This is a genomic window from Ewingella sp. C233 (assembly GCF_055407225.1).
In genome coordinates, this window is sequence record NZ_JBUZRI010000001.1 from 498843 (window position 1) to 522820 (window position 23978).

General features: G+C 51.4%; 14 protein-coding genes and 1 pseudogene. 8 read left to right on the top strand and 7 right to left on the bottom strand.

The window, feature by feature from the left end; all coding sequences use genetic code 11:
- Nucleotides 1-3: 3 nt before the first annotated feature.
- Both ACZRKO_RS02370 and ACZRKO_RS02375 read right to left on the bottom strand, forming a co-directional pair.
- The gene (locus tag ACZRKO_RS02370; RefSeq protein ID WP_463735662.1) at nucleotides 4-210 is read right to left on the bottom strand and encodes a SymE family type I addiction module toxin; all 207 of its coding nucleotides are present in this window, start codon (nucleotides 208-210) and stop codon (nucleotides 4-6) included.
- Nucleotides 211-255: 45 nt separating this feature from the next.
- Entirely contained in the window at nucleotides 256-381 is a 126-nt protein-coding gene (locus ACZRKO_RS02375; RefSeq protein ID WP_463735663.1) for a hypothetical protein, read from the bottom strand.
- Here ACZRKO_RS02375 and ACZRKO_RS02380 point away from each other — a divergent pair.
- From ACZRKO_RS02380 to ACZRKO_RS02400, 5 genes and pseudogenes are all read left to right on the top strand, one after another.
- A pseudogene (locus ACZRKO_RS02380) lies at nucleotides 322-1314 on the top strand (VENN motif pre-toxin domain-containing protein); the annotation flags it as partial. The gene ACZRKO_RS02375 and the pseudogene ACZRKO_RS02380 sit on opposite strands and share 60 nt — an antisense overlap.
- Nucleotides 1315-1527: 213 nt before the next feature.
- Nucleotides 1528-2373 carry a cytidine deaminase-like fold-containing protein gene (locus ACZRKO_RS02385; protein WP_463737447.1) on the top strand — a complete coding sequence of 282 codons (846 nt, stop codon included), beginning with the start codon at nucleotides 1528-1530 and terminating at the stop codon, nucleotides 2371-2373.
- A 2-nt stretch (nucleotides 2374-2375) separates the two neighbouring features.
- On the top strand, nucleotides 2376-2759 hold the full coding sequence (locus tag ACZRKO_RS02390; RefSeq protein WP_463735664.1) for a DUF6911 family protein: 384 nt from the start codon (nucleotides 2376-2378) through the stop codon (nucleotides 2757-2759).
- A gap of 88 nt (nucleotides 2760-2847) precedes the next feature.
- The gene (locus tag ACZRKO_RS02395; protein ID WP_463735665.1) at nucleotides 2848-3717 is read left to right on the top strand and encodes a hypothetical protein; all 870 of its coding nucleotides are present in this window, start codon (nucleotides 2848-2850) and stop codon (nucleotides 3715-3717) included.
- Nucleotides 3717-3926 (top strand): hypothetical protein, encoded by a 210-nt coding sequence (locus tag ACZRKO_RS02400; RefSeq protein ID WP_463735666.1) that lies wholly within the window; start codon nucleotides 3717-3719, stop codon nucleotides 3924-3926. Before ACZRKO_RS02395 ends, ACZRKO_RS02400 begins: the two co-directional genes overlap by 1 nt.
- Nucleotides 3927-3960: 34 nt before the next feature.
- Here the strand turns inward: ACZRKO_RS02400 and ACZRKO_RS02405 are convergent, their stop codons facing one another.
- The gene (locus tag ACZRKO_RS02405; protein WP_463735667.1) at nucleotides 3961-4053 is read right to left on the bottom strand and encodes a SymE family type I addiction module toxin; all 93 of its coding nucleotides are present in this window, start codon (nucleotides 4051-4053) and stop codon (nucleotides 3961-3963) included.
- A gap of 345 nt (nucleotides 4054-4398) precedes the next feature.
- Between ACZRKO_RS02405 and ACZRKO_RS02410 the strand changes: the two genes are divergently transcribed.
- On the top strand, nucleotides 4399-4965 hold the full coding sequence (locus ACZRKO_RS02410; protein ID WP_463735668.1) for a hypothetical protein: 567 nt from the start codon (nucleotides 4399-4401) through the stop codon (nucleotides 4963-4965).
- A 75-nt stretch (nucleotides 4966-5040) separates the two neighbouring features.
- Complete coding sequence (locus tag ACZRKO_RS02415) at nucleotides 5041-6201, top strand: glycosyltransferase family 9 protein (RefSeq protein ID WP_463735669.1); 1161 nt, start codon at nucleotides 5041-5043, stop codon at nucleotides 6199-6201.
- Between the two features lie 94 nt (nucleotides 6202-6295).
- Here the strand turns inward: ACZRKO_RS02415 and pbpC are convergent, their stop codons facing one another.
- Complete coding sequence (gene pbpC / locus ACZRKO_RS02420) at nucleotides 6296-8653, bottom strand: penicillin-binding protein 1C (protein ID WP_463735670.1); 2358 nt, start codon at nucleotides 8651-8653, stop codon at nucleotides 6296-6298.
- Between the two features lie 3 nt (nucleotides 8654-8656).
- Complete coding sequence (locus ACZRKO_RS02425; RefSeq protein ID WP_463735671.1) at nucleotides 8657-14665, bottom strand: alpha-2-macroglobulin family protein; 6009 nt, start codon at nucleotides 14663-14665, stop codon at nucleotides 8657-8659.
- A gap of 562 nt (nucleotides 14666-15227) precedes the next feature.
- Here ACZRKO_RS02425 and ACZRKO_RS02430 point away from each other — a divergent pair.
- On the top strand, nucleotides 15228-21719 hold the full coding sequence (locus ACZRKO_RS02430) for an autotransporter outer membrane beta-barrel domain-containing protein (RefSeq protein WP_463735672.1): 6492 nt from the start codon (nucleotides 15228-15230) through the stop codon (nucleotides 21717-21719).
- A 598-nt stretch (nucleotides 21720-22317) separates the two neighbouring features.
- On the opposite strand, the gene ACZRKO_RS02435 is transcribed toward ACZRKO_RS02430, so the two are convergent.
- Together ACZRKO_RS02435 and ACZRKO_RS02440 are read right to left on the bottom strand one after the other, a co-directional pair.
- Nucleotides 22318-22929 (bottom strand): helix-turn-helix transcriptional regulator, encoded by a 612-nt coding sequence (locus ACZRKO_RS02435; RefSeq protein ID WP_463735673.1) that lies wholly within the window; start codon nucleotides 22927-22929, stop codon nucleotides 22318-22320.
- 142 nt (nucleotides 22930-23071) lie between these two features.
- Nucleotides 23072-23710 (bottom strand): helix-turn-helix domain-containing protein, encoded by a 639-nt coding sequence (locus ACZRKO_RS02440; RefSeq protein WP_463735674.1) that lies wholly within the window; start codon nucleotides 23708-23710, stop codon nucleotides 23072-23074.
- Nucleotides 23711-23978: the final 268 nt, after the last annotated feature.

A 23978-nucleotide genomic window follows, 5' to 3' on the forward strand; every position in this document is an offset into this window, starting at 1 on the left:
CTTTTAAGCCTCAGCCCTGATCACCAGACACCCATTCTCCGCCGTAATACTCACCGGCTGGCCGGTCGCAAACCCTAACTGTTCCAGCCACTTACCTTTAATCGTCAACTGTGGGCTGGGGTTGGGCCTGCCGCCGTTGGGGCGATAGCCGACGGTGTAACGGCGGGCTAGGGGTGTGGCGGGTTCTGACGTAGAATAGCGTTCAGACATGATCAACTCCTCGATAGTTGATTATGGTTAACCAAACAGCCGTTCTCAGCCGTAATACTCATCGGCTCTGGACGGTATGAAGTCGGCGCTCTGCGGCGTGCAGGCGTATTCGACACCGGTACGCTGGGCTTTAGCGACATCGAGAACCAGGCCGAATACAACGTCGAACACCTGAGTACGGGGATGAGCACCAGCGGCAGCATCGGCGACCAGTTCCTCGGGAACATGGGCAGCACGCTGCTGGTCGGGGTAAACGGCAACGGCAGCGACAGCTCGACCACGAAATCGGCCATCTCGGACGGCAGCATCATCATCCGCGACAAAGACAACCAGAAACAGGACGTGGCCGAGCTGAGCCGCGACGTCGAGCACGCCAACCAGACGCTAAGCCCGATCTTTGATAAAGAGAAAGAGCAGGAGAGGTTGCAGGAAGCGCAGAAGATAGGTGAGATAGGTGCGCAGGTGATGGATATCGGTCGCACGCAGGGGAAAATCGAGGCGACCAACGCGGCGAACGCGGCATTGGCTAAGAACGACCCGGCAGACCGTGCGACGGCGTAAGCCAAATGGGACGCGAAGAATCCGGGCGAGGTCGCTACGGAAAAAGACATCAACGGGCTGATTTACCAGGCCGCCTACGACAAAGCGTTTACTGACTCCGGCTTCGGCACCGGCGGTAAGTTCCAGATGGCAGCGCAGGCTGCCACGGCGGCAATCCAGGGGCTGGTCGGCGGCGACATGGCGAAAGCCATCGCGGGCGGGAGTGCGCCGTATCTGGCCAATATCATCGCCAAAACGACGGAGGATGGCCCTGAACGGCTGATGGCCCACGCGGTGGTTAACGCGGTATTGGCGAATGTGCAGGGTAACAGCGCCATAGCGGGTGCCGCAGGGGCCGTGACCGCCGAAGTAATGGCGGGTATTATTGCGCGGGATATGTACGGTAAGCCGGTCAGCGAGCTATCTGAAACTGAGAAACAGACCATCTCTGCCCTGAGCACACTGGCAGCAGGGCTCGCTGGCGGGTTGACGGGCGACTCTAGTGCTGATGCAATGGCGGGGGCGCAGGCCGGGAAGACAACGGTTGAGAATAATTTCCTTAGTCCACACAAAGCTGAAACGCTGAATAAAGCGATCGAAGACCAGAAAACCGGTAAGAACCTGGTAGAAGCTTCGCAGACGATCGTGAGGTTGACCAATGAAGACCGTGCCAGCAATCTTTTGTTGGATAAATACCAGCAAGGTCAGCCACTAAGTGACGAGCAAAAGCAAGAACTAGCCGGTTTACTCAACCAATATGGTCTTGAATTACAGACAATGTACGGATATTCACCGCAAAAGGCTGCTGAGGCTATAAAAGTACTTGTTAGTGGAGGAGCGTTTATGGCGTCTACGAATAATGTACAGGCCTATAATGAAGCTGTTCGTTATCTGCAAGGGTACAGTATTCAGTCTGGTCAGGCTGCTATTGGCACTGATGCTTTACTGGCTTTACCAGGAGGCCAGGGTGCAATTGCTCGTGGAGCATTAGCCGTAGGTGGGGCTTATCAGACGGGAACGGGCATTGGTCAGGTCATTGACGGCAAGTACGGAGAAGGTGCACTTAATCTCGGGCTGGGTACTGCGGCAATCTTTGGTGGTGTAGCTGGGAATAGCGTAATATCGAAAGGAGAGACAGGTATTGTTTCTCCAAATAAAGGTACTGGGTGGGCAGAGAATTCTCAACCTCTTGATCCCAGAACACCTTCTGCAAATCCTAAAGTGACGGCAGAGTTGACTGACCCTCAAACAGGTACATTCTTTGCTGATACGAACCAAGGCGGTAGGCCTGACTTTTTCCTTGGTGATGCAAGTCGACCAACACTTATTAACGGCAGGATTGTAGCAAAAATTGAAAGTGAAGGTAGAACCTTCCCAAATGGAAATATGGCGACAGCTCATGCAGAAATTGGTGTTATTCAGCAAGCTTTTGAACAAGGTATCACGAAAGGCCGTGATATGACATTAACCGTATCATTAGAGCCTGTATGTGGTTTTTGCAAAGGTGATATTGCCGCAATGGCAGATAAAGCGGGTTTGAAATCTTTAACAATAGTTGAAGAAAAAACCAATACGATCCTATATTGGCAGCCTGGTATGAAATCCATCAAGGAGAAAAAATAGAAATGAACTTATCCCTAAAATGGACTCTTAATAGTCAAGGCGGGAAAAAAAAATCTCCTTCATGGGAAGAGGTTAAGGAATGCCTAAGTAAACTAAAAGGTAATGCTGGAACTCTGACTCTTGATATCCTTGATGGCGGAAATATAGGACCTGATATGCTTCAGGTAAGAGCACAGAACGACAATTATATACTAACTCTTGGTGAAGAAACTGACGATGACTATAAGGTCCGTTTTTACTGGGATTCATCTCTACCGAATGAGCAAATATTGCTTTTAGGTGATTATTGGCCTGAGCGACAAATAATAAAAGACTTTGATCTTGTTGTCAGAATATTTAAAGAGTTTTTCGACACTGGCAATGTATCAGTAGATATTTTGAACTGAGATCAGAACCCTGGTTTACTGGCTGGGTTTCCTAAACGTTGAGAATAACTATCTGAGTTTTGATGAGGCTCGCGCATTCGATAAAGAAATGACTGCGTGTAAAGCTTCAGGTGGAAACTGCGATGCGGTAATTAGTAAGTATGAAGCAAAAAATAAAGATAACCGCGATGAATTGCAGCAGAAATTAGCGACAGATCCATTAACTGCATTGAGCGGCGAAGATAAGTGGAACGTTGAAGGGGGATTGATTGCAGCTGACCCTGATCGCCCTAGCTGGTTATATGGTTCATTAGATAATGAAGACGTTAAAGCTTATATTCTTAATCAGAATGGCTACGATCTGAACTATATAATCAAGAACACTTCTCAAGGCGATAGAGCATTGGCTTTCATTGGTGAGCCTGAAAATACGTGGGGATTAGTCGCCGGAACGGGTTCTGTGTTTACCTCTTCTACTACTATCGGGAATAAACTAATAGGTGGTGGTATGGGCTATGCTGCAAATGGTGGTGTGCAACTCATGACTGGTAATACAGGTGAGAAATTTGATTATCTTAGTTTTGCCACCTCTGGGCTCACTGGGGCTGGGGGCGTTGGCAAATCATTGAACTCCAACTTGATGTTGAACGTAGGTAATGCATATTTCACTAGTCAGGTTACGGGACAGGATTCGCGGGCTGCAATGATGGGAGCGGCGGCAGGTACTGGGATTGGTTTTGCCGGTGGTTCTCTCATTACTAGTCAGTTAGAAGCCCGAATTATCAAAGATTACTTTGGTATGCCTGCAAGCAGCAATGCATTAAAATATTCCGAGAGTTCGTTTGGTCCTGGATTCTTGTTTAAAGGTGGCGAGATGAGCCCTATACCTGGCATTTCGGGAGGAGCAATAGGCGCATTTGGACAAGAGTATAGCGGTGTAATTATCAATAATAAATCAGTGAAAGAAGAGGCTAAATAATGAAACATCCATTGATATTCTTAATGTTGATGATTTTTGTATATGCCTTGGCATGTTCATTTGCTGCTTTCGTCATTGAGTGGATGTTAACTGATAAAACAGTTTTCCAACTTAATTGGATACGTATAGCAAAAATGGGGGGGGTAGGTGCTATTATTGGTGTGGTGATTTGGTCAATATATCGATTCAATATGTATCAGCGCAGATAAACACAGATCCCGGCTCACCTGTTGAGCCGGGATTTTACTTTGTAGCATCAGCCCCCATCTCAGCCCTGATCACCAAACACCCGTTCTCAGCCGTAATACTCATCGGTTGGCCGTTCGCAAACCCCAACGGCTCCAGTCATTTACCTTTAGTCGTTAGTTGCGAACTGGGATTGGGCCTGTTGCCGTTGGTGCGATAACCGAAGAGGTAATGGCTGGGAGAGGTAACAAGTCAGTTGCTATTGCATTTCAACTTTTTTGAAAGCGGTTCTGATACCAATTCGTTTTCTGCATAAAACTCCTCTTTACGAAGGTCGGGAACGGGAGTTCTGGGTAAACTGAGATGCATGTTAAATAATTGTTTTAATTTTTTCATGGAAATATCTTAGGTATGAGAAAATATTTATTTTGTTAATAAGAAAAAAATAGTATCTTCGCTTGTCTCAGGGAGCTATAGGTTTCTTTAGGGAAATATATGTCTTACGAACTTTCATTGCCATTGATCACACCTAAAGCTATGATGGGTGTTAAAATACTATACAAATCAATTGGTTGTATTTCATTGGTTTTAATGATTTCTTCTTGTACAGGATTTAATTCTTTATATCCTAAATTTTCTGGCTACGATGGAAGTGATTCGGCCGAAATATTCGTTTTGGATGATAGTTATAATCAGTCAATATATAGAGCGACTTTAACGAAAGAAGGATGTTTTGATGTTAACGAAAGAAGGTTGCTTACTCGTAATCTGGCTTTAAAAGGTTCAGGTAAGGAGATATCTCAGTATAAAGTTAAGGCAGGGCAGTACTATATTATTGGAGTGCAGGTCCCTCGCTACTTTCATTATCGATCTTTTATCCCTGAGTTGAATGCTAAATATGGTGTTTATTCCGGTGAAGTAGTTAAGCTTTCTTCTGGGGTAGATGCTAGTAGAATTACAGCAAAGATGATTTATGAAACAAAGAATAATGTAGGTGATGTAATCGGTTGGAATATACATAATATTTGCGCTGGGATGTTTGGGTCCAAGAGCATAGATTAAGATTTGTTTATTTTAAGTGTTGAAATGAATTCTAGAATTTCGAAGATGTTTTAATTTGATTTATATGGAGATTGTATGAAAAAGGATTTTGCTATTTCAATATCAAAAGGTCGTTTCAGGAAGCTCAGAGAGCTAAATAGACGTAAGAATTACTTCATGAAAGAAGTAAGAGCGATTATAAAAATATATTTAGCAAAAATCATCTGGGACAAGAGAGAAAGAAGCACCTTAGATCTAAAATCTATAAAAAAGATATTACTTCTGCGTAATGAAGGCACCATTGGCGATATGGTGGTTTATTCCCCACTTGTTAATAGCTTACATGAGGCCGGTTATATCATTGATATTTTACTGACTAAATCCAGTAGCGCAGTCATGAAGTACAATCCATGTGTCAGAAATATCTATGAAGCAGAGGATGTATGTACTGAGGTTTATCTCAAGGGGTTTAACCATAGCGTGCAGAATTCAATAACTAAAACCTTAGGAGAAAATAATTACGACTTAGTTATTGATCCTTCTTTGTTCGATATTCCTGTGCATAGGATGAAGCTGTTGCACGAAATAAATGCTAAGTCAGTGTTGGGGTTTAATAAATGGAAGGGTATCAATCATTACAGTATATCACTCTCATTTGAAAACCCAAAAGAACATATAACCAAAACAGTTGAGTTGATAGCTGAGTATATGGGGATAAGTTCATTAAGCCTAAAGCCATATAATCTACATATACCCAATGATATTCTTGACGAAGTTAAACGGTTTTTAGATGCCTTTAAAAATAAACGTAAGGTAGTTGTTAATGTCTTCGCAGGGAATAAGGAACGATGTTTCTCACAAGAGCAAATGGTAGAAATAATTAAGCATGTCAATGAGGTATGCAATGATGTTGAAATAATCCTCCTTGACCATCGAAATGAAATAAAAATACCATTGCCTGATAATGTCGTGATTAATCCCTTTAAAACATTGCACCACGTTATGGCATTGATTCATGAGGTCGATTTGGTTATATCGCCAGACACGTCGATAGTTCATATTTCAGCGGCGTGGGAGAAGCCATTAATTTCTGTTTATAAAGATGTGGATGATAATAATGACCTGTGGGCACCAGGTTATGAGAATGCCAGTCAGTTAATAGTTCATAATCGGTTGATATCTCAGGAAATTAATGTTCCTTATCTTATATTTCAGGAAATAAAGCGTAGAGGTTTGTTAGAGAATAAAACAGATTAATTTCAAAATGAAGGGCGATTTTATAAAGTTGCCATATTTAAAATCCCGGCCCTGTTGCCGGGATTTTACTTGATAACCTCAGCCGCTTTGCCTCTCAGTTCACAATCTCAATTTTGATCATCCGCGAATCCCCGCGCCCGTGGTCGTCTACCGCACGGATCCGGTATTGCCCATTATTCTCTGGCCGCCACTGGATGGGCGTTTTACTGGCGCTGCTGCCGAGATAAATATCGTCAACAAACCAGTACAACGTATTGCTGTCTGCGTCGGTGGTGGCGTTGAACACGATGCTGTCACGCCCCTGCTGTGACTGGCGCAGCGTGTAGGTGGTGTTACGCAGCGGCGAGGTGATACGCGGCGGATTACCGCTGACCGACGGGCCGTCATTTTTGCATCGCCCGGTTCCCGGTGGGGCACGTTTTGGCAGCCCGGCCTGAGCGAAGACGTTAGCCAGATCGGAAGGCCAGAACTCGTACACTTCGGTGCGGGTTTCACCGGCTTCATACGGCGGACAGGCTATTTCGCCGGTGTGGATATCCAGCACCACAGGCCGGTAAATAGTATCGACTTTAATCGGCGATTTTCCCGGAATGAACCAGGTTTTACCCACCTGCTGGCACCACTGCGTCGGCAGATCGCCACTCGCCAGACAGATGTCTACCCGTTTCAGCTGTTTCGGCCACGGGTGTTTCGGTTCGCGCAGCGTCGGATAATTCGCCTGAATATTGTCGATGATATTGAAGAACAGCGGGGCGGCTGCGTCGGCACCGACAAAAGCACCATTGCCTTTACTATCGAAATTCCCCTCCCACACGACGAGCACGTAAGGCCCGAAAATCCCGGCGGTCCAGGCGTCACGAAATCCCCATGACGTACCGGTTTTCCAGTAGACCGGCAGGCTGGCTTGCTTTTGTGCCAGCGTGTCACCGGGGCGGCGGTGCTGGCGCAGCATGTCGAGGGTGATGAAGCTGGCTTCTTCGCTGAGCAGGCGAACCGGTGCAGGAGACGGATCGCTTTTTCGCAGCCGCAGGGGTTTGAGTTCACCACGGTTTGCCAGCAGGGCGTACAGTTTTGCCAGCTCCTGTACGGTGACTTCACCACCGCCCAGCACCAACGACAGGCCGTAATGATTTTCACTGGCCATATTGGCGACGCCGGACAGGCGCATAAACTGGTACAGCGTTGGGTCGCGCAGTCTGGATGCTACATACACGGCCGGAATATTACGGCTGAAGTTCAGTGCATCGGTGGCAGTCACCGGCCCGAGAAAACGCCGGTCGAAGTTCTCTGGCGCGTAAGCACCAAAGGTGGAAGGTACATCTTTGAGGATAGTCATCGGGTGCAGCACACCCTGTTCGAGGCCCAGCGCATAAATAAAGGGCTTAAGGGTGGAACCCGGCGAGCGTTTGGCACGCGTACCGTTCACTTGTCCCTGAATCTCACGGTTGTAGTAGTCGGCGGAACCGACCAGTGCCCGGACGCCCATATCTCGTGTATCGACCAGCAGCGCCGCCGCATTATGAATACCACGGCTGGCATTACGGGTGATAAAGGCATCAATCTGTTTCTCCACCAGGCGTTGCAGACCGGCGTCCAGTTCGGTATCGACGCGGTTGTCGGTGCGTTGTAATGGAGGGTGGTCCTGACGGATCTGCTCAATAAAATGTGGCGCAATGTAGGGCATTTGTTCGGGCTGTCGCAGGCTGAGCGGCAGCTTAAACAGCGCGTTCTGGCTGCTGTCGGTGGAGTAGTGTTGTTGCCAGCGGGCAAACAGCCGGTTGCGGGCAGAGTTGAGTGCGCTGCCAAGTACCCCGGTTTTTGTATCAATACGAAAACTGGGTGACTGCGGTAACACCGCCAGCGTCAGCGCTTCCGGCAGGGTCAGATCCTGTGGTGCTTTGCCGAAGTAAATCAGGCTGGCCGCGCCGATGCTCTCAATGTTGCGGCCATACGGCGTGTAGTTGAGGTAGGCCTCGAGAATATCGTGTTTGGAATAACTCAGTTCAAGTTGTACGGCGCGGACAATCTGCCAGAGCTTACCCGACGGCGTGCGGGTATTGAGATGCCAGTGCATACGCGCCAGCTGCATGGTGAGCGTCGAGCCTCCCTGCAACTTGGCACCGCGAATATAGCTGCGCCAGAAGCCGCGCAGCAGGCTGACCGGGTTAAAGCCCGGATGATAATAGAACCAGCTGTCTTCATGCAGCTGAATGCCCCGTACCACCAGCGGCGAAATCTGTTCCAGCGGTGTCCAGGTGCGATAACGTTCGTCATTGGCGAGCGTAATGCGCAGCAGCACGCCATCCCTATCGTAATAAGTGCTGGAAAAAGGCAGCCCCTGAGACAGCGGAGGATGGGGCCACAGACGAAAACCGATGACCACCAGTGCCAGCAAAAAAACGGCCATCAGGCCGTTTTGTAAGAGATGTTTTAGCGAAGCGGTGTTCAGCATACGTTATTTTTTAACGTCGGCCGGAACCACCACGATGTTGCCCGTACCGACAGACAACGCCTGGATCTCACGGTCATACATTGCTTCACCAAAGGCTGGCGGTATCACGAAGCTGCCGGTATTCGTGGACTTGATCTGATAGACAAACTCCTGCACCTCGGTGCTGGCGCTGCCGTAAATGATCACCCGGTCATCGCGAACGTCGCTGTAATCTGGTTGCCAGGTCGAGCCGTTGGCGGCGATAGGCGAACGCCAGACGTTATCGGCCGGAGCCTCGCTGTCTGCATTCTCACCCTCGCTTTCCGGTTCTGGTGTGGTCTGCTGCACCACTTCGAAGCCGCCCGGCAGCAAATCAACGATCGCCAGATTATTCAGCCCCTCTTTGGCATTCGCGCGGATTTTCAGATGCACATTGATCTTCTCACCCAGCGTGACCTGCGTCACCGGCTTGCCCTGATCATCGGTGTAGTCGCGGGTGATTTCCAGACCGCGAGAAATGGCTTTCTGCGGAGCCTGTACGTCGTAACCTGACTGCGTGACCACATACCATGCCGGTGCGTCATTCGGGTTGGTGAACTGAATCGCCTGCGTATCAGCGCTGAAGTTCCCTTGCGCAAACAGGCCTTGCAACGTAGAAATCACGTCCGGCTGAACGGCTTTGTCTTTGCTGATGGCCGTGATGCTCAGATCGTTGGCGTTGGTCTGCGCGGCAATCTGGCTGGAATAGCTATCCAGCGCCAGAATGCTCATGGCCGAAGAGTAAGTGGTGTAGCGCTCTTCTTTCAGTGAACGCACGATGTTCTCCAATACCTGCGGTGGAATCGACTTCGCTTTCTCCGGGAAATGACGGGTGATGAGATACAAACGCGTGGCGTCCTGCACCAGCGGGTCGAAGTAGTTCTGTGACCACCATGCGGTATTGTAGGCCTTGCTCAGTTCATTCCAGCTTGGCTGCAACAGTTTGTTGGCCTCGTCATCCATTTTCAGTAAACGGTAAGAGGACGCCAGATAGAGCGCGCTGAGGTCGGTCTGCCAGCTGCTGGCGTACCCTTTTTGCAGGCGGTCTTGCACAGAAGCCAGCGAGTTGGTGGTCACTTCGCCCTGCAACGTCAGCAGGTAAACCGCAAATGCACGCAAACGCAGGTGATAAAGGTCGTCATAGTTATTGGCCGCCAGTTCACGCAGCGCCGCATTGGCATCTTCGAGCATTCCGGCAGGGAGGGTATAACCGGCGGATTTTGCCAGCAACATGTACTGCACAACATACGGCGTGATGAACGGATCGGCGACCGGTGAGGACTGCCACAGGCCAATCGCGCCGCTGTCATTTTGCCGTGAACGCAGGGTACGGAGCATATTATTGAGCTGGGTGTTGACCGCCATCTGGGTCAGTTTGCCCTTCATCTCCGGATACTTGCTTTGCAGGATCAGCGGAATAGAGCGGCTGACAATCTGCTCGGAACAGTAGTACGGATAATCCTCCAGATACTGCGCCAGTCCGCTGGTCAGAACCAGCGGTGAGTTCGACACGCGGGCATCGCGTTTGGCATAGGCATCAAACATTGTGCGCAGATGATCAATCGTCTGGTCTTTACCACTCATTCGCCCCATGACTGACTGAGTGCGGAATGGCATGGCCGGGCGCACCGAGGTGCTGATGACGCGGCGGCTGCTCTTGTCAGCATAGGTCGCGTTAAAGACCAGTGGCGCATCGCCGAGTGCCGCTTTGGCACGCAGGCGGAAGGTCAGGTTACCTTCGCGTTTGGTGGCAAGCGTCAGCGACTGTGTGGCATTGCCGATCACTTCCAGTTGCGGCGGCGGGGTCAGATTCACGCTGATGGCGACCGGCTGATCGCCCACGTCTTCGAGGTTATTGCTTACGCCGACGCTGACATCAAACTCATCGCCAGGGGCGACCATCGACGGCACGTTCGGTGTCATGATGAAGTTGTCGCGTACCGTGGTGCCGGTCTGTGCAGTACCGATTTTGTCCGGCGTGACGGAAATTGCCATCACGCGGATTTTACCGTTGAAGTAGTCCGGTACCGGATAGTTAAACTGCGCCCGGCCATTGACCGGTGCAATTCCGGACCAGAAGGCGACCGGTTTGTCGCGCTTACGTTTGAACGGATTGAGGTGCAGATCCAACCCTTCACCGGCGTCACCGCCCGGTGCTGAGGTCAGTGACATCAGTTTGCTGAACTCCGGTAAAATCAGGTCCAGAATCTGGGCGCTTTCTACGCTCAGCTCACGCTTGCGGAAGAAGTACTCCAGCGGATCTTTCAGTTTATAGCGGGCGACCTGCAAAATGCCTTCATCCACGGCAAACACCACCACGTTTTGCGGCGAATCGGTATTCACTGTGATCGGCAGCATCTGCCCCGGTTTAATCACCTCTGGTGCGGTCAGTTCCAGCCCGGCTTTGCGCGCGCTGGTGCTGATTTTAAACGGCATCACGCCATAGCTCAGCGGACTCATGAAGATCTCGTCTGAATTGACGTCCCGCACGAACTGCACGTTGATGTAACCGTTGCCTTCCATATTGACCGGAACGCGGATCTTCTGCACTGAACTGGTGGTGGAGGTGGTGAACCACTGCCAGCTGTAGACCTTATCTTTTTCGATGGTAATGAGACCGCTGCCGGTGTACGGCGCGTTAATGGAAATCTCGATCTCTTCACCCGGCTGGTATTCACCCTGGTTGAGCTTGAGTTTCAGTTCGGCATTGCGATCCAGCGAACGGCTAAGGTTAGCGTTGCCCGCTACGCTATAAGAGACGCGGTTGAGCACCTGGCCCTGCGCGGTTTTGACCACCAGCACGTAATCGCCCGGCTGACGGGTTTCCAGCAGCAGATCCTGACCGGCAGCGGCAATTGAGAGCGGCTGGTCGGAGACCGGCACTTCACGCATTTTCGACTGGTATTTGTAGACGCCAGAGTCCTGTTTAGTCAGCACCGAAATGTATTTCTGTTCGATAAGTGACAGGGTCAGATCCGGCAGGGCGATTTTCTCCAGCGACGGATTTACCGCAATCAGGTTGAGATGACGTTCCGCGCCCTTGTTGATATAACCCAAATCCCCGTCGGCTTTCACGCCGACCAGATAATCATACGGCGATACCAATACGCGCGCGGTGGCGGCGACTGAACGCCCGCTGCCGGCGGTAAAGGCTTCGGAAAGCAATTGCAACTGATAGGTGGCGTCCGCGTAGGACTTCAGATCCAGCGGGATAGCCGCTTTGCCATCAACGTCGGTGGTCTGGTCCTGCAGTTCAGTTTCGAAACCGTCACTGTTGGTGCGGTTCTCATAGAACAGGTAATCCGGGAACTGATCAAAGCTCGGGTACATCGGGCGCAGCGTCAGTTTTGATGTTACACGACGCTCCTGCGCGGGCGTACCGAACAGGTTCTGAACGTCGATATTGGCTTTCAGTTCAGACGGTTTAACCCAGCCCTGTTTACGGTCAGGTGTGAGCTGAAGTTTGACTTTCAACTGGTCGGGTTCGAACTCTTTGACATTAACGGCCACGCGGCCGAGCAGGGTAGAGGCGTCTTTGTCTTTGCCGATAAGGTACAGATAGACATTCCACTCGCCGGTGGGTGAGCTTTCGCTGGTGGTGTAACTCAGTTCGTTAAAGCCGCTGGCGTTGAGCGTCAGCGGTTGGGTGGTCATCAGCGTGTCGCGCGGGTCGCGGATTTCAGCGCGAACCGGCACGCCTGCCAGGCTGTTCCCCCACACGGCGGTACGGGTGATAAGACCGACATTAAAGGTGTCGCCGGGGCGATAAACGCCACGGTCGGAGAACAAATAGCTGCTCAGAGTGCGCGGGTCGGACGGGGTTTCTTCGCCGCTGATATCAAAGCGCGACAGATCCAGACCCCGGTCATTGTATTCACCGGTCGGCAAGAAGGAGACGTCGCCCTCTTTTTCTACCAGGAACATCACCGGCTGGCGCTCATTTTTATACACGTCGAGCGACGGGAAACGGGCATGGCCGTCGGCGTCTGTAGTCTGAGTTAACAGTGCCACGCCATTTTTGCCGATGACTGACACTTTGGCATTGGCGACCGGCAGGCCGGAATGCACGGACTGGACGAACACGTCGCGGGTTTTGTCCTGCGAACGCTTGCTGATGATGCCCAGATCGGTGATGACCACGAAACGTGAGTCGCCGACGCTGGCTTCGCTTTCATCGTCGCCACTTTCGCTGCTGTATTGATCATCCTGCGCCGCGTCGTCAGTTTTGGTCTCTTTTTTAGCCGGATCCCAAGGGGACAAGGTCAGCAGGAAGACACCACGGCGGGCGTTAGGGTTATCCGACAGGTAGCGCGACAAATCGATGCCCTGATAGCTGGCTTCGCCCGGTTTATCGTTGTTCACCGCGCTGGTGTATTCGAAGTGCTCGGTGAAATACTCATCGCCCAGACGGTTAAACTGTGCCGAGGAGTAGTCACTGCTTTTGAACGACACGATGTGTTGCAACTGGCTTGGGATCACCCGCTTGATGTCGAGTTTGAGGCCCGGCACGTTTCGTGCCGCCACGCTGATTTGTTTCTCGCCGCTCATCGACAGCAGCGAACCCTGTGACATAAAGCTCAGGGACGTCGGATAGTCCGGTACGGTGATCAACTGATAGCGTTTTTCCGGCATCTTGTAGCCGCCAAACGAGGTCAGTGTGTTGGTCACTTCAACCAGCATGTAGCGGTTCGCGGGGGCATCAAATTTAAAGCTGAACTGCGGCTGATACTCCTGCTCGGCATCGTTAAGCGTCAGTTTTACTGGCGTGGACTGCCTGATAATACCGGTGTCAACTTCCGACATATCCCACGGATAGACGGCGTTCTGGTCATCATCGTCATTATCGCTGTTTTTCGGATTTTTTTGCGGCAACAGCCAGGCTTTCACCGCACTACCGAGTTCTTTATCTTTTACGGCATCGCTCAGGGCAACGATCAGGGCGCGTTCACCCTTATTATCGTTGGCGTCTACGACCGTGGCGCTGATGTCTTTCACCGCCAGACTGTAGAGTGTTGGGACGGCCACCCAGTTATTTTTCTTCGCTGCCGTCGGCTGAGACGGGGCGGTAGATTTCACACCTTCACCCACGGCCAGATGCACCGAACCGCCGTGATCCAGCGCCTGTAAGGCTTCAGAGTGCACCCAGGCGTTGAGTTTTTTCTCGTCATAGACCAGTGAGTAATTAAGCTTTTTCTCCGGCGTCTCTTTGCCCTCGGTCAGTCCCAGTGAAATCTGTTTTTCGAAACTGGCGACATCCACCGGCGCATTAAACTGTACGCGGAAAATCGCGCTGCGCTTTTTGGGATCCTGCGGGTCCTGATAGTACTCGGCCTGACCCAGCTGGTAATCAAACGACGGCACGCTGACGTCATATTCGGTCTGCGTGATTTTACTCTGCGGGGCCAGGAGTTTGGCCGGATCGAGTTTGATTTTGTAGGTCGCGCCCATCGGCAACGGGGCTTTCGGCGTAAATACCAGCGTGGAGGCATTACGCCACTGCCATTGGCCGTCAGTGGCCGGAGACAAGCTGATGCCCTGATCGACGTTTTTACCCACCAGCGTGATCGGTGCCACCGAGTTTCTGAAATTAAGGGTAATTTCCTGTGGCAGACGGCTGTTGGTGTTGTAGTTAATCAGCTGCGGCGGTGAAACGCGCAGCGTGGTTTCCTGATAGACCAGCGGGGCCGGTTCAATCGGCTGCGGGCGGTTAAGCCAGACGTGGTAACCGTAAAAGCCGCCGACGGCCAGTAGAATCAGCAGCAGCACGGCTGCGCCCACGGATTTCGGGTGATTATCGACCCCACGTTCCAGGCGGCTAAAACCATTTTTCAGGCCACGGGCACTTTTCGTTGCCCAGCCCGGCGCACGCCACTCAATATTGCCGATCACCGGGCGGAAAATCCGGCCGATCAGCCAGAAGACTTTGCACACAACCCAGCACACGCCTTTGATCAGGGTAAAGGGCAGACGAAGTAAAAACCGTAATAAATCCATTATTTGAACCTTTGTCCTGTCATTAAGGATCGGAGTCACTGCGCGCCGCAACCCTTACTGGCGTGGAATCATTTCACCGGGCTGGCAGTTAGTGCCACTGTATTTGTAAGGAATGGTAAGTAAAAGCGTTCAAAATAGCGAATTATTAAGGGCTATTTTCATCCCGGCGCACGGAAACTTACTGCTTTGACTTCCCGGTAGCCTTAGAAACATAAATTATAATGATAATTCTTATCATCAAACATTATCACCACTACACAAATATCTGAAAATTAACGATATCAAAGCAATCTAGCAATATTTTTCTGTCCGATAAAACAAGCCCTTAGGCTGTATGAAAATTATTCATAATTAAACTGATTTTCATATTTTGCGCAATTCTATTACATAATCTATACGTTAACTTAACCTAAATTTATCAATGAAATCATTTCTGTCGCTCAGCGCAGGGTGTTTTCAGTGGGCCACTTCTGACAAAAGGATTTCTATCGACTTTATTCGAACTGATTCACGGAGGAATTAATGACTAACAACGTTGTTTAATTTACCTGCCGGAGTCTTTATGCATCACCGACAACCCTTATCAAACGTTGCCTTAGCCGTTCTCGCCGTGATTGCTTCACCTTCCGCTGTCCTCTTCCCTAATACAGGTTATGCCGTGGTTTTACAGGCATATAATCCGGTGGCTAACGATCAGCTGTTTGGAAGCGTTCCTGTCACCAATGGCAACATGGTGGACCTGACCGGGAATCAGCTCTTTCAGACGGGGATTGATGGTTCCGTCAACTCAACGCTCGGCGCATTGCAGGGGCTTAATCGCATTGTGAATGCGCATGGCGCCATTGGTGCGGACCGTCTGGATATCGGCCCGGCAAATTTTGGTATCACCATCCCTGACCCGACAACCGGCGGGAATACCACCTTTCAGGTCTATAACCCGAGCAGTCTGGTTGCACTGGCGCCGATCAATGCCAGTACCGTCGTCGCTGACGTGGTGAACGTGGGGGACAATCAATATATCAACACCCGCATTGCCGACGTGAACACCGGCGGCACGCTCAACGTCAATATCGGTCAGGCAAATTCGGTGTCCACGGCCAGCACCAACGGCTGGAGTATGGCGGCCAAGCAGAGCACGTTGTTCAACGTTGACGGAAGCGGGGGAGTGGATACCACGCTCAACTGGAACTCCAATAACCGCATTACCTTTACCGGTACGGCGGCGACGCCGAACGTCCCGCGCCAGTTTGCGGTCAACAACGTGATCACCTACAGCGGCGCGTTTACGGTGCAGACGTTAGATAATCAGGCCAATAACTTCAACGTCACCACGGCCGCTGGCTTGAAAAGTTATAACGATTGGCTGATAAGTCAGCTTCAGTCCGGCAATCTGGACAAGGGCACCTACCTGGCCAACTTCAAAAAAGCGTTTACGCTGACCAACACCACCATCGATTACACCATCTCAGCCGATGACCCGAACGATGACGTCGCACAGGCTATCGGCAATCGTATTGTCATCAATGCCAGCGGGGCGAATGCCAAAGTGAACGTAGCCGCCGGTAAAACACTGGAAGTGATTGGCGCCACGGGCGGGGCTATCCATGCTTCCAACGGCGCGCTGGTGACGGTCAACGGCAAGGTCAGCAGTGCCAGTTCTTCAGGGGATGGTTCAGCGCTGTATCTTGACAACAGCGCAGGCGTCAACAATGGCGTGATCAACGGCGGCTTTGTTAACAAAAATGATGGCACGGGGGTGAGCACCACCGGGCTGGGGTCCAACGGCGTTCAGGTACTCAATAACAGCACCTTTACCAACAACGGCATCGTCAACTTCGCCACCACCGGTGGCACCACATCGGCCATCAATCTCGGCGTGGGTTCAAGTGCGAATAACAGCGGCAATATTAATGTCGGCGTTAACGGTTCCAGCGCTACCGGTAGCACGACGGGGGTGCTGGTCGGCGACGCAACGGCGAGCTTTGTAAACAACGCCGGGGGCAATATCTATCTCGGACGCGGGCCGCAGAACGGCGTGGCCGATAGCACAACTGACATCTCGGTCAACCAGAGCGGGCTGACTGCCGGAGTGCAAGTGAACAGCGGTGGCAGCGGCGTCAATAACGGCAGCATAGTGATTGGCTCGAAGGTGCAGAACGGCGCGGGCATGTTTGCCAACGGCGGCAATGCAACCACGATGATTAACAACGGCAACATCGACGTTAACGGCAAAGCCACGACGGTGCCGCGCGAGAATATTGCCATGTCGGTAGTCAATGCGGGCAGCGGCGGCAATATCAACAACGCCGGTACTATCAATCTCAACGGGGTCAACGCCACCGGGATCAAAGTCATTGCCACGGCAGGAAGTACGGCGGCCGCCAATTCAACCGGTACCATTAACGTGGCAGGCGGCGCAGACCCGGCCAGCGGCACGCGCAATTTCGGCGTATGGGTTGAAGGACAGGGAACCGGCACCGCCAGTGCGGAAGTTGACGGACCGATCAATCTGTCGGGCAACGGTGCAATCGGTGTGCATGCGCGCGGTAATGCCACCGTCGATGTGGCCGCCCAGGCGGTTCCGACCTTCACCGGCGGCAGCAATCAGATCGCCTTCTTCGCCTACGGCCCGAATGCAAAAATCAACACCATCGGCAATAATGCGTTTAATGTCACTACGACCGGTTCAACGCTGTTCCGCCTTGAACAGGGCGCAGACTTTGATGGCACCGATCTGTCACTGACCGCGTCGGGTACAAACTCGGTCGGCGTTATCGGCACTGGCACGGGTGGCACCGTGGTGGCGACAAAAAACGCCACGCTGGAGGTTTCTGGTAACGGGGCTACCGGCGTGATTGTTGAAGGGGGAGCGACAGGAACCATTGATGCCGATACCACCATTAATCTTTCCGGTGCCAACGCCGTTGGCGCGATTGCCGATGGGCAAAAACATACCTTAACCGGGGCTAACAGCGGTTCGGCATCGCCTAACACCACGCTGAACTCGGCGGCGGTACTGACTTCTGCGCAAAATGGTTTAACCGGCTACATCGCCCGCAACCGCGCTGGGCTCACCAACTCCGGCGACATTACCTTTACCGGTGCGGGCGCGACGGGTATTCGCGTCGAAAGCGGGGCAACCGGTACCAACACCGGCAACATTTCTATTAATGACGGTGGCACCGGGATAGTGGTCAACAGCGGCACAGGTACTCTGAATACCAGCGCCAGCACCAGCGGAAAAATTGACGTCAACGGTGGCAGTACGGCCTCTCGCACGACCGGGATCAGCGCCAGTGGCAGTAAAGCCACCGCCACCCTGAGCAATGGCTCACTGATTAACCTTAACGGCGTGGGCGCGATTGGGGCTGAAGCGGTTAACGGTGCGACGGTTACGGTATCCGGCACCGCTACACCGGCCTTCAATAATACCGACCAGATCGCTTACCGCGCCGTCGGTGCCGGTTCAACCATTAACAGCGCGACCAGCGTGTTGAACGCTTCAACCGATCGCTCGACGCTCTACCGCATTGAAGATGGTGCGGGGCTGGCGCTTAGCAGCGGTTCGGTCCTCACCGCTTCCGGCAATGACAGCCAGGCGCTGGTGGGTTCCGGCCTTAACACCAACCTCAACACACGAGGTTCCAGCCTGCTTGTCAGCGGCAGCGGCGCGCGTGGCGTCATTACAGAAGGCGGGGCAAGCGGCAATCTGGATGCGGCAAGCCAGCTGACGCTGACGGGTGTGAACAGCATCGGTGGTCTGGCCGACGGCCAGAAACACGACCTTACCGGTGCGGCCAGCGGTGCGCCGGCGGCGACGACGTTAACCAGCGCCGCCACGCTGTCAGCCAGCACCAGCGGGGTCAACGGTTACGTTGCAAGCAATCTCGGGCAGGTGATCAATAACGGCCTGATGATGTTCATCGGGGATAACAGCACCGGTTTGCTGGCGCAGGCCGCAGGAAATATCAGTAATAACAGCACGATCACCCTTACCGGTAATAACAGCAGCGGGATGGCGACGGCAGCCACCGGTAATGCCACTAACAGCGGGATTTTGGCCCTGAGTGGCACGGGGGCAACAGGCATGGACGCCTTACAGGGCGGGACCATAACCAACACGAACGCGGTTAATCTGACCGGTACCAACAGTACCGGCATGTCAGCCGGACAGGGCGGCGTGGCGGTTAACAACGGGGCGCTTAATCTGACTGGCGCAGGCAGCACCGGCATTCTGGCGAACTCCGGCAGCAACGTGACCAACAACGGTTCGCTGCATGTCGCCGACGGTGCAGGGATTGATGCCAGCGGGGCGGGAACCACCGTGGCGCGCGCCGGGGTGATTAATGTCGATGACGGTATCGCCGGGATACGCATCGCTGATGGCGCACAGTTGTTACTCACCAGTGGCGGCAGCACCATCACCAGCGGTGGCACGGCGCAGGGTGTCTTGCTCGATACCGGGGCGGCGGGCTTGTCGATGAACAACGTGACGCTGAATGTTAGCGGCAGCGGTAACGGGATTGAAAACCGCGCCGAGACTGGGAATGTCACCGTGAAAGACTCGACCATTACTCTCGCCAACGGCAGCGGTGTGCGCACCGCCACGGCGTTTGACCCAGCTTCTACATTGCGGGTCAATGTCGCGGGCAACGGCACCGCGTTTAACTTTACGCAGGCCGATCTCTCCACCACGCAGGGCGCGCTGAACTTAGGTAGCGGCTACGTTTTTAACGTCAGCGGCGCGGGCGGGAGCGGGATTAACGCCAATACCACCGGCGACGTTGTGACGGCGGCCACGGTTAATATTACCGACCCCGCGGGCGGTTCTGCATTGGTGGCGGGTAAGGCCGGCGCGGTACTGAACACCGGCGTGCTGACCTCAGCCAGCCTGACGGCGCCGGTGGTGGATCTCAGTAACGGCACGACGGCACGTTTTGAGAATCAGGGCACCATCACGCCGTCGTCCGCCAGCGGGCTGGCCGTCGCGGGAAGCGGCGGTAATGACAATATTCTTCTGACTTCCGGCAGCGTGCTGGGTGACATCAATACCGGTGACGGTGATGACACCATTACCTGGAACGGCGGTACGCTCGACGGCAGCCTGACGCTGGGTGCGGGTAACGTCAACCGCGCCTATATCAACGGCGTAGACCTGTCGCAGACCCGGCATATTACCAGCGGGATCGGCACCGATAACGAGGTGACTTTTACCAAGATTGTGTCACGCGGCGGCAGTTTTGCTACCGATGACCTGACCCGTGGCGTCAACCTCGGTAACGGCTGGAACGTAATTAACTTCGTCGACAACACGCAGTGGGAGCTGACCGGTGACCTGAAACTGGCGCACAGCAACGTCAACATAGACAGTACGTCCACGCTGTTTGCCGGTAACGACATTAACCCGACGATTTCTGGCGGTGAGCTGAATTCGGCGATCGTCACCAACGCGGGCACCATTGATCTGACCAACGGCAGCGGATCGCCGGGTAACAGCCTGACCATCGCAGGCGATCTGGTTTCCGACAGCGGCGTGGTGAAAATGATCACCAACCTCAATGACGGCGGTGTACTAAGCAATCAGCTCACCGATCGGCTGAAAATCAACGGCAACGCCAGCAGCGGGACGACTACACTGGATGTCACTCCGGCGGCCGTCAGCACCGGCAAACAGACCGACCTCAACCACTCTTCCACGATGGACGCCTACGAAGGGATTTCGCTGGTACAGGTGGCGGGCAATGCCAGCGCCAGCAGCTTTGCACTGAAGGGCGGCTATCTGGCAGCCGGGCCGTGGCGCTATGATCTGTACAGCTTTGCGCCGGGTAGCAGCGATGCCAACCAGCGTGCAGTGAGCGGTGGGCTCAATAACACCTTCTGGGATTACCGCATCGGAAATGCTTACGTTTGCGAAGGCGATGCGTGTAACAAAGCGGTGCGTCCGGTAGCGATAACCCCGACGAACCCCGGGACTCCTGAAAACCCGGATGTGCCCGTGGATAACACTCTTCAGCCTTTGACTAACCCACCGGACGACGGTTGCGTAGTCGACGGTATTGATAACTGTGCACCGGGCCGCCCGGCGGTTACGCCCCAGGTGCCGTCCTACATTTCAGCGCCGGTGGCGCTGGCTTACTACAACGCATCCATCATAGACGATCTGCATAAACGTCTTGGCGAACTGCGTCATGAGCAAAGCCTGTCAGATGGCCCCGGCGGTGAGATGTTCCTGCGCTACATCGGATCGAACATGACCTATAAATCCAACGTTGGGTTTAAGCAGTTTGGTTATGACTTCGATATGGATTACAGCGCGGTGCAGTTGGGTGGTAACGTGCTGCGCCTCGACGGGGATAAAGACAGCTTGCGCGGCGGCGTGGCTTATACCCACGGTAACAGCCGACTGCGGCCACAGGCGGCGGACGGATTTAGCAGCACCACGTTCAACAGCGACAGTCTGGCGCTTTACCTGACCTGGCAGCGCGAGAACGGTTTCTATATGGATGGCGTGTTGTCATTTGATAACCACCGTGGCGAAACTGATATCCCGCGTCAGAGCGACGTCGGTTCGCCGAAGGCGAAGAGCTGGAGTGCCTCGCTGGAATCCGGTTATCCATATTTGTTCGACAACGGCCTGAAACTTGAACCGCAGGCACAACTGATGTACACCCGCATTAATATGGAAAACTTCACCGACGAAGACAGCACCACGGTGGATTATCAGGATTACAGCCAGACCATTGGCCGTCTGGGCCTGCGGGCAGAGCGTACCTGGGTGGATGAGAAGGGGCGTCAATATACGCCATACCTGAGGGCTAACTATATTCGCGGCTGGGGCAGTGAAGCGAAAACCACCATTGGTGCTGAAAATACCGATATCAGCCACACCTTTACCAGCGGTAAATTTGGGCAGATGGGAGAGTTGGGCACGGGGGGAACGGTGACCTTTAAAAACGATTTATCACTGTATGCCGAAGTGGATTACCGCAAGGAGATCAACAGTAACGGGGCCCGAGGCTGGGGCTATACCGGCGGGGTGCGCTGGACGTTCTAAAAGTTTTAAGAAATACAGCTCTGGGAAAGGCGGCCTGATTTTGGGCCGCCAACCGACCGGTTGCGAAGTAAAAGTTTGCTATCTGAGCGATTCAAGATGCATCAGGAACTTACTCAACATCACCGACATTCCACCCACGTTAAACAGCAGCGCTACCCAAAGTAAGATCATCAAAAAAACAACAATTTCCGCTATCCGGTAAAACACATGCTTTCCCTCGCTGTTCACAATCCACGAACCTTAACCCAAATTCCACAGAGTGCCAAATGCGCAAAGAAACCTGCATGGCTTTGCCCACGTTTATTGCGGAACATAAAAAGTCAGGTAATGAATCTTGGAAAGATAGCCGTATTATTTTTAATAACAGCCTCGTATAACATCTTGAGCAATTTTCCGGAATTTAAGTGCCCTATGTAATTGAATAGCCTCGAGGTAGCTGGGCCTTGCCACCGAAGATATAATACCGTCGTTTTCGGTATCTAATCTCAGATGCTAATTTAACAAAGTTCATTGGGCACACGGCTTTGCAACGTCCTGCGCGTTCATCCAGTGCTTTATTATCGAGCCAGAAGTGTGTACGGGCTCGGGGGAACTCTACTTACAACCCAACTTTTCTATTATAGTGTGATAAAAATGCATGCAGTTCACAGTTGCTCCTTAAATTAAACTTACTCATTATTTTTCGTTTGTGCCCTGAAACCGTTTTAACATCTATACCTAATGCACGGGCAATCTGTTGTGTATCCTCTTTACGAAATAGACGGCCGGCTATTTCGAGCTGCGAACTCTTAAGGGTTTTAACGTTACACTTATTACAGTCATGGTAACTTCGAATTGTCTTTTTTGCTGAGATATCTTTCAATCGCCGGTTTATTTCGATTTTGAAATCAACCAGTGTGATATCTCGGCTAATAAAAATAGAATTTTCCAAACAAAGAGTGGGCTTCGCCTTGGTTAATGGGACGCATGGATCACAGACGCTCATTACGACGCAGTCTTTATTACGACCATTGAGAATGTCCTGGCATAGATAAATTTCACCACTGCGGAATTTTTTGATGATGATATCTGCGAATCCCACATTTTCATTGGTAATTTCATGGGAGATATTAATGTCGAGCTCATTGTGAGAGTTAAATATTTCATGCAATAGATAACCCATCCCGCTACGAAATAAAATGTTATCATCATCGATAATGATATTAATCATGGCTATTACCTATCTCTATTGTTACCTAAAATTAAAGGACGTTGCAGTGTGAGTCTGAGTAGGTGCATCATTAGAAGGTAAAATTAATTATTCTCAAACAACCAATATAAGATTGATGGTGAATCTGTATTTTTAATATAAATCAGAACTTTTTAGGTAATGTGTTGAGTTTAATCAGTAATCCTTTTTTAATAACGATGTATTCACCGTCTCTTAAGGATGCAAGAGTTTTCATTATCCCACTGCGAGACAGGTTGCTTCTGTCCTGAATATATTCGAGTGCAGTTGTGGTGGCTCGGATTTCGAAGTTTTCATTATTCAATGAAACGAGCAAGTTGCAAATAAGTCCATAATTGCTGATCCCTACTGTTTCTTGTTGGTACTCACTAAATCGTGTGGCCGACAACATTAGCATATAAGACATATTTCTCCATAAGTGGCTCTCTTCGACGAAGTCCAGTAACTCATCTACCATAACTATGCCATATTGAGTTTCACTTACTGCAATGACCTGAATATCAGATTTCTCATGAAAAATATCATGAAGACCGATTATGCACGGCCCAGTGATGGTGCAAAGGACAAGAGAATCAACATTCCTTTTTACGATGCAAGTACCACTATAAAGCAAGAAACACATGCGACGTCCATCTTTATCCAGTGGAAATCGTTGTGATTCTTTACCGTATTTTTCACCAGCAAATGATTTTAAATCAGAAAATAATGCTTGTATGCATTCTACAGGCCCAGTACTTGAGATAACTTTGTTGATATCATACATATCATATACTCAGTTAATTAATATACAAAAGTGAGCGTTCACGTTATGTTGGTGCGTTTTGGATATTGACTTTCTAAGTGGGCATTATCTTATAGGACATATTAAATTTAAATTGCTATGTGTTCTAATTTTACTCTGCTGATCTAAAAATGATGAATATGGCGTAATTGGATCTGGGTTTCTTTTTAACATCACAAGTCCATTAATGGATTGTTAAAATTTAATTGGATAAATGAAATCTTGTTAATTTTTAGAATGCTAATACTAT